General features: G+C 27.8%; 16 protein-coding genes. 1 reads left to right on the forward strand and 15 read right to left on the reverse strand.

Annotated features, from left to right (window positions below; all coding sequences use genetic code 11):
* Nucleotides 1–20: 20 nt before the first annotated feature.
* From GCU34_RS04665 to GCU34_RS04735, 15 genes are all read right to left on the reverse strand, one after another.
* Entirely contained in the window at nt 21–647 is a 627-nt protein-coding gene (locus GCU34_RS04665) for a hypothetical protein (protein ID WP_143146206.1), read from the reverse strand.
* Nucleotides 648–668: 21 nt separating this feature from the next.
* Entirely contained in the window at nt 669–1637 is a 969-nt protein-coding gene (locus tag GCU34_RS04670) for a hypothetical protein (protein WP_072783646.1), read from the reverse strand.
* A gap of 375 nt (nt 1638–2012) precedes the next feature.
* Nucleotides 2013–2207: a hypothetical protein gene (locus GCU34_RS04675; protein WP_143146205.1), complete on the reverse strand. Its 195-nt coding sequence runs from the start codon at nt 2205–2207 to the stop codon at nt 2013–2015.
* Between the two features lie 58 nt (nt 2208–2265).
* The gene (locus GCU34_RS04680) at nt 2266–3801 is read right to left on the reverse strand and encodes a PA3715 family protein (RefSeq protein ID WP_072783642.1); all 1536 of its coding nucleotides are present in this window, start codon (nt 3799–3801) and stop codon (nt 2266–2268) included.
* A 4-nt stretch (nt 3802–3805) separates the two neighbouring features.
* Nucleotides 3806–4399 carry a hypothetical protein gene (locus GCU34_RS04685; RefSeq protein ID WP_072783640.1) on the reverse strand — a complete coding sequence of 198 codons (594 nt, stop codon included), beginning with the start codon at nt 4397–4399 and terminating at the stop codon, nt 3806–3808.
* 5 nt (nt 4400–4404) lie between these two features.
* Nucleotides 4405–5460 (reverse strand): ligand-binding sensor domain-containing protein, encoded by a 1056-nt coding sequence (locus GCU34_RS04690; RefSeq protein ID WP_072783638.1) that lies wholly within the window; start codon nt 5458–5460, stop codon nt 4405–4407.
* Between the two features lie 16 nt (nt 5461–5476).
* Complete coding sequence (locus tag GCU34_RS04695; RefSeq protein WP_072783636.1) at nt 5477–6133, reverse strand: hypothetical protein; 657 nt, start codon at nt 6131–6133, stop codon at nt 5477–5479.
* Between the two features lie 41 nt (nt 6134–6174).
* Entirely contained in the window at nt 6175–6426 is a 252-nt protein-coding gene (locus GCU34_RS04700; RefSeq protein WP_152378357.1) for a hypothetical protein, read from the reverse strand.
* Between the two features lie 76 nt (nt 6427–6502).
* Complete coding sequence (locus tag GCU34_RS04705) at nt 6503–7447, reverse strand: hypothetical protein (RefSeq protein WP_072783632.1); 945 nt, start codon at nt 7445–7447, stop codon at nt 6503–6505.
* 59 nt (nt 7448–7506) lie between these two features.
* Nucleotides 7507–7725: a hypothetical protein gene (locus GCU34_RS13830; RefSeq protein WP_227658733.1), complete on the reverse strand. Its 219-nt coding sequence runs from the start codon at nt 7723–7725 to the stop codon at nt 7507–7509.
* A 174-nt stretch (nt 7726–7899) separates the two neighbouring features.
* Entirely contained in the window at nt 7900–8958 is a 1059-nt protein-coding gene (locus tag GCU34_RS04715; RefSeq protein WP_072783630.1) for a leucine-rich repeat domain-containing protein, read from the reverse strand.
* Between the two features lie 129 nt (nt 8959–9087).
* Nucleotides 9088–9825: a LytR/AlgR family response regulator transcription factor gene (locus GCU34_RS04720; RefSeq protein WP_072783628.1), complete on the reverse strand. Its 738-nt coding sequence runs from the start codon at nt 9823–9825 to the stop codon at nt 9088–9090.
* Nucleotides 9825–12023, reverse strand: a complete 2199-nt coding sequence (locus GCU34_RS04725) for a DUF2225 domain-containing protein (RefSeq protein ID WP_084656913.1) — start codon at nt 12021–12023, stop codon at nt 9825–9827. The genes GCU34_RS04720 and GCU34_RS04725 overlap by 1 nt, the downstream gene beginning before the upstream one ends.
* A gap of 61 nt (nt 12024–12084) precedes the next feature.
* Entirely contained in the window at nt 12085–12594 is a 510-nt protein-coding gene (locus tag GCU34_RS04730) for a hypothetical protein (RefSeq protein WP_072783627.1), read from the reverse strand.
* 130 nt (nt 12595–12724) lie between these two features.
* Nucleotides 12725–13132, reverse strand: a complete 408-nt coding sequence (locus GCU34_RS04735; RefSeq protein ID WP_152378358.1) for a hypothetical protein — start codon at nt 13130–13132, stop codon at nt 12725–12727.
* A gap of 109 nt (nt 13133–13241) precedes the next feature.
* Between GCU34_RS04735 and GCU34_RS04740 the strand changes: the two genes are divergently transcribed.
* Nucleotides 13242–13802 (forward strand): 2'-5' RNA ligase family protein, encoded by a 561-nt coding sequence (locus tag GCU34_RS04740; RefSeq protein ID WP_072783623.1) that lies wholly within the window; start codon nt 13242–13244, stop codon nt 13800–13802.
* Nucleotides 13803–13827: the final 25 nt, after the last annotated feature.

The following is a 13827-nucleotide window of genomic DNA, read 5'->3' on the forward strand; positions in this document are numbered from 1 at the left end:
GCTGTATTTTTCTGATATAATTATTTAAAATTGTGATTGTCTGATGAAAGTTTTTGATTGAGTATTTTTAAAAATAAAAAAGGAAGAACGATTAATACTGAACCCCATTTATTTTCAGGTGTAAAGGTTTCTGGGAATTGTTTTACCAGAAAAAATAGGATAACTCCACCTACAATTATAGAAACATGAAGCACTATCATATTTGGGTTAAATGCTCCAAAATAAATAGTTAAGGGTTGCTGTTTTCGATGTAAATAAATGCGTTCAACCAATACAAAAATCAAATTGATATTGAAAAACCAATTCTGAAAAAATAAAACTTCCATGTTAGTGAATATGATTTCACTATTACTAGATGCTGCTATAAACCCAAAAAAGACTACTAAGAAAACCCAATAAATACCCATTGAAAACAAGCCTCCAGTAAAATCAGATGATTTCCAATCTTTGTTACTCGCATTTGGATTTTTTTTAGCATAAAATTTGTCAATTATTATTCGAATGAGTTCATTGCACCAAAAGAAATACATCAAATAGAATACGGTGGTTTGCCCGTTTAGTACCGACAATAAGGTTAGTATCAAAAAGATGATAAAATCCCATTGTTGGTACTTTTTTAATTGTTGTTCAAGAATTGATTGTAACACAACTAATAATTTTCAATAAATTTATTTCTTATAAAATTTGGAATAGAATTCTTTAATATGATGTTCTAAAAATACATCTAAAGCTTCTGTTACTCCAGCTTCATATTTATTAGCGTCAGCAGGCACTAAAACAACTTTAGAACTAGTTGTGTTTTTTGCTGTGTATAGAGTTCCGAATGCTGTTTCCACTCCTTTATTATCATAATCGGATTGTGCATATGAAGTAATCTTTTCTTCTTTTATAACTCCATCAATCTCCAAGTCTTTTTTTATTATTCCTTGGTATTCTGCTAATGGAGAGCCTCCAATTTTATTTCTTCCTATTACAAAATGTATAATCGTATTTTGTTCAGACATAACCAAGTTAGTTTTTGCATTAACAGAAGCTCCAAAACCTTTGTTAAAATCACCCATTTTAACAAAATCAATATACACATCTACACGAATAACAGCGGCATCATTTAGTTCGGTAGATAGTTTTGTGTATGGTGCGTAAGACCCTTTTTCTTTATAATAAAAGCCCGTGTTTTGAGGATGCACAAGAACAGCACCTTCTTTTGTTGGTGAAGGAATCATAGCAAGGTAAGTACTATATTTGTAATCTTTATAATAATTAGTGTTTTTTGCAACCTCCGGATTTAAGATATTAAAACCTTGCGCCTTTAAATCGGCAACAAAATTAGCATAAGAATCATTGGTTATTTTTTCGATTGTTGCTGTAGGAATATCTAAACCAACAGCAAGAGATGCTTTGGCTTTTCCCATAATTCCTTTCACAAAACTTGTTCCTCCTTTATTTGTAGTTGATTCTTCTGCATAAACTTGAAAATGCACAGCAAAATCAGCTATGAATACTTCTTTTGAATCAAATTTTCTGCTTTCTAGAGTTTTAGGACCACTTTTTCCAGGTTTAAATTCACCTAATGTTTGAGCATTTAAAAGTGCTATATTTGAAAAAAGTAGCATTAAAATAATTAGTTTAGTTTTCATAATGTAATATTTTGAAGATGATACTGCAATATTATTTTAAAAAATATTTTATTGAAATAGGTCAGATGCACTATTTTTTAATTTAAATTTGAAAGATTTAAATTAAAAACTTAAAGTTATAATTCAACTATTACTTTCAATTTATTTCACGTTTGGGTAATATTTATACTTTGGACTAAAAAAAGATATCATTGGATATTAATATGATATTTTAACCTTATTTTTAACACCTCGAGCACACCTGTACCCTCTTTAACCCTTATAAATAAAGAGAAAAAAGATATTTTATTGGCAAATAGCTTTATTTCCAAAACTTTAATATGAAAATAATAAGGTTTTTGATTAAATTTTATATTTTAAATTACAGAATTATCTTTACTTATCTTGCATAGACCAAATAATTAGGTCTCGAAAATCTAATTTAGCACATTTAGTAAATTCTTTTACTTCTTCAACGTTTCCTTTTGCTATTTTTAAAATAGCCATTCTTGTATTTAACAAATTATATTCAGATTCAGCCATAACATCTTTTAACGTAATAGATGACAATTCGTCAATTACCAATTTCACTTCATTTGGTTTAAAATCTTTATAGATGGATATCAGTTAGAATTTTATCCATTTAAAACTATTTATATTCATTACCATCAAACTTTAAAACACTTGTTTCTCTTTTAATTTCTTCATTGTAATCGCAATCGCCAATTTCTGTTTCAAAATTTGTGGTTTTTGTAATCGTTTTTTTGACAATAATATCGTAATACTCATTGGTAATATCTGTCGTAAAGATAAATTTGGTTTTTTTATCCTGAAATTCGCCTTCACAAGCACCATTCCATTCTGCTAAATTTTCCTCAAAAATGTAATTATGTAGGATATTTATTAGCTTCTCATTTTCTTTAACAAATAACGATAGTAAATGCTTATGATATGGGTTTACTCTTGATGAACCAAAATAATCAACACTTATTCCAAAAGCATGTGTATTTTCTTTTACTCTATAATTCATTTTTTCGATGGTTATACCATCTAAACGAATAGCATCGGAAACCCAATCGTTTGTTTTGTGACTTTCAAAATATTTATGAGTGATTTTCTGAAGTTCGTTATTATAAATTACGATATGTGTGTTTAGACTAAAATACTCTTGGGTTTCTTCTACAATTTCTGGTATTACAATAATTGTTTCGTTTGAATTATTGATTAACTTTTGAGCAATTAGACTCTGTTTTATATTTTGCTTTTTAAGGCCTAATTGAGAAATAACATCATTTATAAGAACCTCATCTATTGTTTGAATTCTAATTTTTCCATCAACGTTTATTTTAAAAACATCTGTTGATTCATGACCTTCGTCTGTAAATTCTATATTTTTAATGGTTACTTTATTTTTCTCTAATAATGAAGTTGATCTGAAAAAACCTTCGGCAATTTCATCATAGGCGATTAATTTGAAATCTATTATATTTCCTTTTAAATCGTAATTAATTAAATTCGTTTCCATTTCATGATCGCCTTTTTTAACTGTTAAAACAACAGAATAAAACTCTTTTGACAAATTAATTCTATACCCTGAAATGGCTTTGAAATTATACCCTTTTACATACCAATTTTTATAAACAAATGATAAATTAAATGGTTCTGGATTTATATTTTTCATGTCTTCGGCTTCTATAAAACTATCAAATGAAGTGTTTTCAGTAATTGGCATTTTTTTAAGCGGTAAATTATTAAATTCATGCATAAAACTAGAACGCTCTCCTATTCTTTTAGCTGTTACCAAATATTCGACATAATCTAAGTGTGTAGGATCACCAGCCGGACGTAAGCTGTCAATTTTCCATTTAATTTCAAGTTGGTCGCCTTTTATAAATTTTGGATCATTATAGTTATAAATAAGTGCAATTGTATCTTTGCCTTTATTTACAATAACTAGAAAATCATCGTAATTATCATTAAATTCTACATATTGAACAGTATCTGTATAAATTACTCCAATTTCAATTTTACCGGCATTACTCAAAGCACTATTCTTAAATTTTGTTGGCGAGTTTTGAGAAGTTTCTATTTCTTCAACTTCAATAGTATCTTGTTCTTGTTTTTTACAACTTATAAAAAGCGTGAAAACTGATACTACTAAATATGTAATTATTTTTTTTCTCATTTTTCTATTTAATGATTTCTAAATTACAAATTGTATCTGTTTTTATAAACTCGCCTTCGTCAAACCAATTGAGTTCGCCACAAGTTGAATTTAATTCGTTTTCGGAAATTTTATAATAAAACTCAGCCATTCTATATTCTTGATACATTCCTAATTCTTCGGTTACAAATCCGCCTAAATCTTCTTCATGGTCTATAAAATAACTTGTTCCTGCTTCGCCCAAAAAACCGAATGTTCTTCCGCCAAGTTCATAAAAGTAAATGCATTCTGTTTCATTAGAATAGGAAAGCTTATTTTCTTGTTTATGATTGGCTTTAAGATGTTCTTTTATTTTATCTATGATTGCTTTTTTTACTTTTGAAGCATCTTTCTCTGGATTTTCTACAATATATAAATTGGAATAAACATTGGATTGAATAAATTCCATTTTTGTAAAAAAAACTCTTTTTACTGCAAACGCTACAACTAAAATACCAATAATAGAAATTACCCATTTAACTCTTGCTCTTTCTTTTAAAGTCCATTTACCAATTTTAAAAATCGCGAAAAGTAAGGCTAATAAAAGAATTAAAAAGAATAAAAGAAACAGAATTAGCATAAGTTTTAGCGTTTGAATTTTTCAAAAGTGGTTCCATTGAATTTAAATACTCCATTTTCATGTGTTCCAAGCCAAAGTTCTCCTTTATTATCTTTGTAAATACTAAACAAAGTAATGTCTTTTGAATTGTCTTTAACAGGAAAGTGAGTAATACTCTCACTGTCATATTTCCAAACGCCATCACGATACGTTACGAACCACAAATTATCATTATCGTCTTTTACACAAGAAAGATATTCGTCTAAATTACTATCCTTTTTTCCGTCTAAACCTCCTATACTTTCATGTCTTGTATAAAATTTATCGCTGTTTAATGTAATGCTATCGTAAATACTGTAACGGTTTTCGGTATTGAACCAAAAATCTCCATTTTTATCTTCTAAAATGGAACGTACACCATTAGCACCTTCGTTTCTAAATTCTGTTACATCTTCTTCGGTTATCCATTCAAATGTTTTTCCATCGTAGCGACAAACTCCAACAGGATTTGTACCAAACCAAATGTTTCCTTTCGTGTCTTTATAAATACTATAAATTCCAAAGGGATTGGAAAGTTTTGGGGGTTTTGTCAATATCAACTCATGTAGAGTAGTACCATCATACCGATACACTTTGTTTTCATATTCATAGGAATGTCTAAACCATAAATCTGTGGAATTAAGACGCCAATAATTACTAGAAAAAGTTGATAACACTTCAAAAGAATTTCCATCAAACTTGGTTACCGTAGCATTGGGACAACAACTTGAAAAGTAAATATTACCTTGTTCGTCCTCTTTTATTTCATCAATTCTTTTGCTTGGTAAACCATGTTTTGTGGTATAGTTTACTATTGAATTTCCATTATATTTATACACACCAGTTTCCCAACTACCAAACCAAAAATTATTCTTTTTGTCTTGATAAATTACCATGATACTTTTACCAAGTTCTTTTACCGTATCGCCTTTTACTAATAATTCTGTTGATTGATTATTGGGAATCGTTTTATTTACTGTTTGTCCATTACAAGATACAAACAATGATAAAATACTAAAGAATAAAAAAGTATAAAATTTCATAGTTGTCAGTTTATAATTAATATTTATACATTTCTAAACTATCAAAATCTTTGATTTCGGAAAGATTGAGTAGTTTATTAATTACAATTTTACTCCATGTTTCTTTAAAAACCTCATCATTCCCTTCTGATTCTTCATTGATGTTTTCTCTAGTTAATTTCTTTTTGGTTAAAAAATTAATACTTGTTTCGCTTCTTATTACAACTCCTCCATTGGTTTCATCATATCCAATTAATTTAAATTGTGAATCTTGAAACCTGAAGGTGTATTTCCACCAACCATATCTTCCATGAGCATAATGAATTACTAGATTGCCTCTTATAACTTCAAAAGAAAGTTCTGGAGCATAATAAACGCCTCCATCTTCATTTTCTGAAGAAAAACACTCTAAATTTTCGGTAACTTTTTGATAACCATTCGCAGTTTTAAATAAGATAATAATACCTTTACGATTGCGATCTACTATCTCATCAAAACGATTGGTTTCAAAATTATCTTTATTTGTTCCTTTTATGATAAGGATACAGTCTTCTTTATTGTCTTTATTTAAATCGCCAAAAACTGTATCATACAACACATAACCTTCTGGAATAAAATCTTCAATAGCATTTTGAGCTTCGATAGAAAAGCTTCCGAATGTTAACAATAAAAGTATCAGATTTAATTTTTTCATCTACTTGGCATTTTCAAATTAAATAATATCAATCGCTTTTTCTAAAAATAATGTAATATAAAAACTAAAAGACTAATTACCAATAAAACAGCTATTCTAACTAATGCTGATTTTGAATTGTTATCTAATCTCTTTCTTAAAAGAAAAACATCTGTACTAATAAAAAGTAGCGCAATAATTCCGCCAATTAGCAATCCTACATAAAATAAACCATAAGTAAAAAATAACTTTAGAAAAAAACCGAATCCGTTGTAATCGTTTTCATTTGGTATTTCGCCTAAAAGTAATCGCATGTAGATTATACCAATCGCTAAGGATAGGATTATCCAGAAAAAATAATAGAATATCCGTTTTACTACTTTCACGAAATTAATCTTGCAAATAAGGTAGAGCCATTTGTTTATAATATTCTTGGAATTCTTTCATTTCCAGGTTAGAAGCTGTCCAATACAATACTTTATACAATTCGTAACGATGCAAATTAGAATTATTAATTGGTGCGGCTTTAACTTCAGCCATTAGATTTGCTATTTTACCATCAGTATCTTGATAATCATGGAAATAATTTAAATCGAAATAATATTGGGATAATATTAACTGCTGTATAAATGGTGACCATTCGTTAATACGGTTGAGATAATTTTTATATTCTTCATCAGTAGCTCCCCATTTTGGAGATACGAATGACATATAACTTTTATGTAACTCGGCATCATTTGGAGCGTCTTTAACTGTATCTTCAAAAAGTTGGTGTACATACTCTCTATTTGCATCAATTGCTTTATAAATGGTAATTAAACAAGCTGCAGCATTCGATTTATAAGTTGTGTTGTTTTTGCTAAACGCAATTAACACTTCTTCTGCTTTTTTAAGTTGCTTCTTAAAAGAAACTTGTTTCTCATTTGAAACCGTATCAATTGTTCCGCTTCCACGAATTTCCCAAGCTTTATGAATTAATTGGTTTCCTTTAATAATCTTTGGTAAATCGTTTGAAGGTTCTCTTTTAATCCATTCGTCAGTAATTTTAGTGTCGCCATATTGACCTAAACTTTCAAAAGCAAATGAACGCTGACTCGCTGTCATACTTTTAATGCTTTGCTCTACATTACTGAACTGTTTCTTATTAAAATACTCAATGACTTCTTTTAATTTTGGTTCGTTTAAGTGAGCTTGACTTTTATATTTATAGCGGCCAATTAGATTTATAAGGTTATCTACTGGACTAAAAACACCGTATTTGTCTAAGATATATAAAATACCAAAACCTACTAAAATCCATTTTACTAATGGATATTCACTAATAAAGTTCATCATACTACTAAAATTGTAAATTTTCTATCAAAATATGAAATATAATTGAATCAGTAAAGAAATTATGAAATGACTCTTACTACTTCCGTTTCAATTTCATAAAATGCTTTTTCTTGAGCAGGTTCTAAAATAGCAGCTTTTATTTTGCCTGTTATAAATTCAATTACATTTTGATATGCTTTTTGACTTTTACCAAAATACGCTTGCATTATTTTATTTGGGATGATATGATTGGCTTTCAACGTATTTTCATTAATAAAAAATAGTTTAATTGCGTGCATATTATTCTTTTTTACAACTAGACATTGTGCTAAGTTTCCACTATTATCTACTCGTTGTTCTCAAATGTCGTATTCTTTTGAACATTGAAAATTTGGGTTGTTTTTTAAAGCACTATGTAATTGATCTAGTGAATTGTTTTGCCTATTTATTGTAATTAGATTTTCCATATTTTTTTATTTAATCAAAACTTTTTTAACTACAGAACCTTTATCAAAATTTAAGTTTACAATATAGATACCTCTTGAAAAAGAAGTTGTTTCTATTACAGTTTCAATACCTTTTACAACTTCTTGCCCTGATAAATTGTAAATCGTATAATTTTCTAATTGTAATCCGTTATTTGAAACGATATTCAAACCATTTTCAGTAGTGATTATTTTTATCTCATTTTCTAATTCAAAATTTGAAGTTGAAAGTGCATCTTCTGTAGTAGAAGCAAAACCAGTCCATAACGCCCCTGCATCTGTAACATAAGCTCCTGTGGTTCCTGGTGGAATGTGAAGATAAATTGTACTTCTGTCAATAGCAAAAGTATCAAAAATATCTCCAGACGTAGTAATAGTGGGTGGCGTTGTTGCTAGTGAAGAAACATTAGCAAGAGGATTTGCATTAAAAGCAAAATTTCCAATAAACGTTACATTTTCTGGAATTGTAACACTTGTTAGTTGGTTTGTATTAAAAGCATAACTACTAATATTTGTAACGCTACTAGGAATAGAAACACTTGTTAATTGATTACCAAAAAAAGAGGCTTGACCTATACTTGTTACTCCATTAGGGATAACAGCACTAGTTAACAAATTATTTCTAAAAACTTGATCTTCAATTATAGTTAAGCTCGTTGGTATATTGGCACTTGTCAATTGGTTATCTTGAAAAGCTGCAGTACCAATACTAGAAACTGTATTAGGAATAACAATATTAGATAATTGATTAGTAGCGAAGGCAAACAAACCTATGTTTGTAAGAGTTGAAGGTAAAGAAACTGAAGTTAAACCTTTATTCATAAAAGCCATTTGATTAATTGCTACAACAGTATATGTTACTGAATTATAGTCTATAGTTGCAGGAATTATAACATTAGCGCCTCCAGCTGCATCATAAGAATGAACCCTAACAGTGTTATTTGCAACAGAGTAAACTGTATAGGTAATAAAATTATCAGTAAATACCTGCGAGTATCCTATCGCAGATAAACAAAAAGTTAGTAAAAAAAGTAATTGTTTTTTCATAATATTAGATTTTAAATTATAGTTAAAAATACTATCAGAAAACACAATACGAAATAGCTAACCAATATCTGATATCTTTCAATCAATATTCGTTTAAGTACAGTAAAAATTTGATTTTATAGAATTAGGTTATTTCTTATTCCAATTGAATAATGAGGAAAGAAACGATTCTTTTTTTCGTGAAGAAACTGGAATTTTTGTTCCGTTTTTTAAATGAATAGTTCCCGCTTTATCGTACTTATCGACAAACTTCATGTTTATCATAAATGATTGATGCGGACGTTGAAAGTTTGCTTCTAACAAACGATCCTCATATTCTTTGAGTGTTTTGGAAACCAAATGCTTATTCCCATCACTACAATAAAAAGTGGTGTAGCCTTTATCGGATTCACAATAAATTAATTCGTCTAAATTAATGACTTGGTAACTATCGTGAAATGATAAAATAATATGATTGCCTTCGTTATTGAAAACCTGTTTTGTTTTAGCAATTTTAGCCTTTTGGTCTTCAGCTGAAAGTTTTTCTACTTTTTGCAGCGCCACTTTTAGTTCTTCTACATCAACAGGTTTAAGTAAATAATCAACTGCTCCTATTTTTAAGGCGCGTAAAGCATATTCTTCGTAGGCGGTAATAAATATGATTTTAAAATCGATAGATTCAATTTGATCTAAAAAATCAAAAGCCGTTCCATCCGATAAATTGATGTCTAAAAAGACCAACTCTGGTTTACAAGTTTTTGTAACTATTGTCGCTTCTTGAACAGATTCGCATTCTCCTATTACTTCGATATTAGAATCAATAATAGAAAGCAGGTTCATTAAACCTTTTCTGATGTATTCTTTATCTTCTACAATAATCGCTTTCATTATGCTGTTTTCTTATAAGGTATTTGGATAGTCACTTTAGTTCCTTGTTCCTCAAATTTACTTCTATCTTCAATAGTAACCGAAGCATCCATTTTAAAATCTTTTGACAAATATTGTAAACGTTCCGATGTGATTTTTGTTGCTAAGGATTTTTTGTTTTTATTCGAATTTCGTTCGCTCGAATCAATTCCTATTCCATTATCTAAAATTTCACATATCAATTTTCCTCCAACTAAGGTAAGCTTAATTTCTATTTCACAATCTTCTTTTTGATTTTTAAAAGCGTGCTCAATTGCATTCTCAACAAAAGGCTGAATAAGCATTGGTGGCACTTTTATATTTTTAGTATCAATTTCTTTATCAACATTTAAACTAAATGTGATTTTTTCGTTTTCTATATTTTGAAGTGATAAGTAATTTTCAACAGCTTCTAGTTCATGAGACAATAAAACCGTTTTATCACGAGAATTTTCAAGAGTAATTCGTAATAGTTTAGAAAACTTAGACAAATAACTAACCGATTTAGTTTCCTCTTTGTTTAATATCATACCTTGTAAAACAGAAAGCGAATTAAAAATAAAATGAGGTGTCATTTGGGTTCGCAATAACTTCTGCTCTGTAATTATATTTTGAGTTTTTGCTTTTGAATTTCTAAGTTTTAAAAAGAATATTATACTTCCTAAAACCATCGCAACCGCTAAAAAAGTAATAATTCCTAATAGTAAATTACGTTGTGATTTTTCTAAATCTTTTGAAGTGGTTTCTACAGTTTTGTTAAGTTTAGTTTCTCTTAATGCGGCTTCATCTAGTTCTTTTTTATATTTATACTCGTATTCAATTCCTGCAATTTTTTTAATATTTTCTTCGTTTAAAAGACTATCACTTAAAACTTTATATTGTTCATGACTTTCAAATGCACTTTTAAAATTACCTTTATTTTCATAAACTTCAGATAAAATACCATAAGCAAGCATTTCGTGTCTCAAAGAATTAGCTTCCTTTGATAAATTAAGCAATTCTTGGGCATGATCTAAAGCAAAGTCATATTTTAAAAGCTTTAAATAAGTATCAGCTAAACCTTGATAGGAATCTAATAAATCATACGAAAAATCATTTTCTAAATTAGTTTTTTTGGCTTCTTCAAAATAAGTTAATGCTTTTGAATATTGTTTGCTTTCAAAGTAAACAAAACCTAAACCATTAAGAGCAGTGGATAAATTTAAATTTTCTCCAATTTCTTTACTTAATTTAATAGATTCATTATAATAAATAATTGCTTTATCAAATTTGTTTTCTTCATAATAAATTCCTGCAATATTGTTTTTTAAAGCGGTTACATTTCTAACATTATAACTCGCACTCTTTATTGCTTGAGCTTTATTGTAATAATGTAATGCTTTATTTTTATCGCTTTTCATCCTGTAAACATTCCCAATATTAATATAAGCTTGAAATACACCAATAGAATCTTTACTACTTTTTGCTATATGTAAACTTTCGTTATAATACTTTAAAGAAACTCGATAATTTCCTTGTTCGTAATATGTTCCTGCAATAGTATTTAAGTTATTAATTATTCCTAATGTGTCTTTTTCTTTTTTATTTTGTTCCAAAGCATTATTAAAAACTACTAGTGCTTTGTCATAATCTCCCTTATTTGAATAAATAACACCAATATTATATAAATAAGTAAGTACAATATTTTCATCTTTACGCTTTTTAGCAATTGCCATTGCTTCTTCATAACACTTCAAAGCGTTTTCGTAATCTCCTTTGTATGTATACAAAACACCTAATGCATTTTTACATTTTTCTATTCCTTTTAAATCATTTAAAGAAGTATAAAATTGAATAGCTTTATCATAATTTGGTATAGCAATTGAAAAATTTGCTTGCTCTGTATAAACTATTGCTTTAATATAATGACTATGTGCTGTAAATTTTTTAACACCTAATTTATTAGCAAGTTTTATAGATTCTTCTATGTAAGCTACAGCTTTAGGCGGATCATTTCTGTAGTGATGAAAAGCTAAATGATTTAAAAGATTAACTCGAATAGTATCTTTTGCTTTATGATTTTGTAATTCAATCTTAAGACTATCAATTTTACTATTTTGAGAATTTACACATTGAACTATCAAAATAAAACTGAAAGCTAGAATACTTTTAAATTTGAATAAAGAGTCTTTTAAAAACATTAATTTTGGTTTGTAAGAATTCAAATTTAAGTTTTTTAAAATTAAAATAATTTTATTTTACTTAGTCTTTTACTTTGATTTCAATCGAATTATACTTTTTATTTAGAGTTTCTATTAATTTATTCAATTCACTTATTGGCAAAATGGCTGCACATTTAATAAATCGATTTTCAGAAACTATTAAACATAGTACTCCTTTTTCTTCATCTTCGAAACCTATTGATTCAAAATCAAAAACTATTCTCTCAAAATTTATCTTTTGTTGATTTCCTTTAAAGTAAATATAATCTGCATAATATTCTATCAAATTTTGACTAATAGTAATTACTTCTTTACCTCCAGTATTCCATAAATATAATCTTAGAAAATAGAAGCCAAAAAGAGAAAACATTCCAAGTCCTATAATATACCCAATATGAAATTCACTACCTTCACTTATATTATAAACCAAACCCGATAACGGAAGTAAAACCATTATAATTGATAGAAATAAAAAGAAAAATCTAACAACTAAATTAGCAGGTTTTACTCTTATCTCAAATGCATTATTGTCAATTTTAAATTGATTCATTCTATTTGATGTTAATTAAAACTTCTTTTATTTACTTTTAAATTGACGTAAACATCTTGATTTCCATGATATTTTTCACCAAACTTAATATCTATTTTGTAATCTATTCTATATAGTTTAAGAATATGATCTATTTGATTTTTCTTTTTGTTGCTATTTCTAATTCTTGTCTATAATTATTCAATGTTCCAAAAGCTAATCCTAATGGAGACAATCCAACTCCCATTATAATTAAAGGCGCAGTTGCTATTACTCCATTTTCTAAAATATATTTACCTAAAAGAAATCCTGCTAAAATTACTAGAAATCCAATAATTAAAAAAACTACAAAATATGTATAAGTAATCGCTTTTTCAGATCTTAACTTCTCATATTTAATATTAATTTCTTTTAATTTTCTTTCGAATTTTTCATTTAACTCAATTTTTAAACATGTTTTATTAAAAAAGGGTTTTCTTCCGTCTAAACCGCAAGTAGTCCCTTCTTTCAAATTTACTTTCTGATTATCACAAAGTTCACAATGTTTTGCTAAATCCATCTTTTAAAATTTCTAATCATTAAGCTATAAAAATACCATTCTAATTCATATAACAAATCTTATTTTAAATATTTTAAACTATTTTTATTCAACATTAATCTTGATAAAAATGAAAACCTACTCTATTGTCATACAACCAAGTGAAACTATAATTGAAGAAGTAAAACAAATGAAAGAATTATTAGCTTCTAAAATTGGTTGGTTTAATAGTAAAAACTCATTAGCTCATATTACAATAAACGAATTTGAACGAAACGAAAAAGAGTTGGAAAACATAAAAACCAAACTAACAGAAATTACTAGATACTTTAAACCACAAGAAGTTCAGTTTACCAATTTTGACACTTTTCCAAATGGTGCTTTCTTTCTAGCTCCTAATGAAGAATCAAAGCAATATTTGAAGCAAATCATGACTTCGATTCATCAAAAATTTCCTTATCCTGTAAAAATTAAAAGTAACGAACCTCATATTTCGATTGGTAGAAGAATTCAGCCTGAAAAAATTGAAATTGCTAAAAATCTATTTCCTGTAAATCCAAATATTACTTTTAATTGTCATAAAATTGCTTTGCGAGTTTTTAACGACGATAGAAAACAATTTGATATTATTGAGACTTTTCCATTTTTAGCTGAAGAATCACAAGAATTAATTCAAGGAAGTCTGTTTTAAAGAGTAATTTAAATTGTGTAATTTT

Source organism: Flavobacterium haoranii, from assembly GCF_009363055.1.
Classification (GTDB): domain Bacteria; phylum Bacteroidota; class Bacteroidia; order Flavobacteriales; family Flavobacteriaceae; genus Flavobacterium; species Flavobacterium haoranii.

Excerpts from the sequence above, each read along its gene's own strand:
- GCU34_RS13830 (WP_227658733.1), bottom strand. The coding sequence starts at position 7,725 with ATGCACGCAATTAAACTATTTTTTATTAATGAAAATACGTTGAAAGCC.
- GCU34_RS04670 (WP_072783646.1), bottom strand. The coding sequence starts at position 1,637 with ATGAAAACTAAACTAATTATTTTAATGCTACTTTTTTCAAATATAGCA.
- GCU34_RS04720 (WP_072783628.1), bottom strand. The coding sequence starts at position 9,825 with ATGAAAGCGATTATTGTAGAAGATAAAGAATACATCAGAAAAGGTTTA.
- GCU34_RS04725 (WP_084656913.1), bottom strand. The coding sequence starts at position 12,023 with ATGTTTTTAAAAGACTCTTTATTCAAATTTAAAAGTATTCTAGCTTTC.
- GCU34_RS04735 (WP_152378358.1), bottom strand. The coding sequence starts at position 13,132 with ATGGATTTAGCAAAACATTGTGAACTTTGTGATAATCAGAAAGTAAAT.
- GCU34_RS04685 (WP_072783640.1), bottom strand. The coding sequence starts at position 4,399 with ATGCTAATTCTGTTTCTTTTATTCTTTTTAATTCTTTTATTAGCCTTA.
- GCU34_RS04740 (WP_072783623.1), top strand. The coding sequence starts at position 13,242 with ATGAAAACCTACTCTATTGTCATACAACCAAGTGAAACTATAATTGAA.
- GCU34_RS04700 (WP_152378357.1), bottom strand. The coding sequence starts at position 6,426 with ATGCGATTACTTTTAGGCGAAATACCAAATGAAAACGATTACAACGGA.
- GCU34_RS04690 (WP_072783638.1), bottom strand. The coding sequence starts at position 5,460 with ATGAAATTTTATACTTTTTTATTCTTTAGTATTTTATCATTGTTTGTA.
- GCU34_RS04705 (WP_072783632.1), bottom strand. The coding sequence starts at position 7,447 with ATGATGAACTTTATTAGTGAATATCCATTAGTAAAATGGATTTTAGTA.
- GCU34_RS04695 (WP_072783636.1), bottom strand. The coding sequence starts at position 6,133 with ATGAAAAAATTAAATCTGATACTTTTATTGTTAACATTCGGAAGCTTT.
- GCU34_RS04730 (WP_072783627.1), bottom strand. The coding sequence starts at position 12,594 with ATGAATCAATTTAAAATTGACAATAATGCATTTGAGATAAGAGTAAAA.
- GCU34_RS04680 (WP_072783642.1), bottom strand. The coding sequence starts at position 3,801 with ATGAGAAAAAAAATAATTACATATTTAGTAGTATCAGTTTTCACGCTT.
- GCU34_RS04715 (WP_072783630.1), bottom strand. The coding sequence starts at position 8,958 with ATGAAAAAACAATTACTTTTTTTACTAACTTTTTGTTTATCTGCGATA.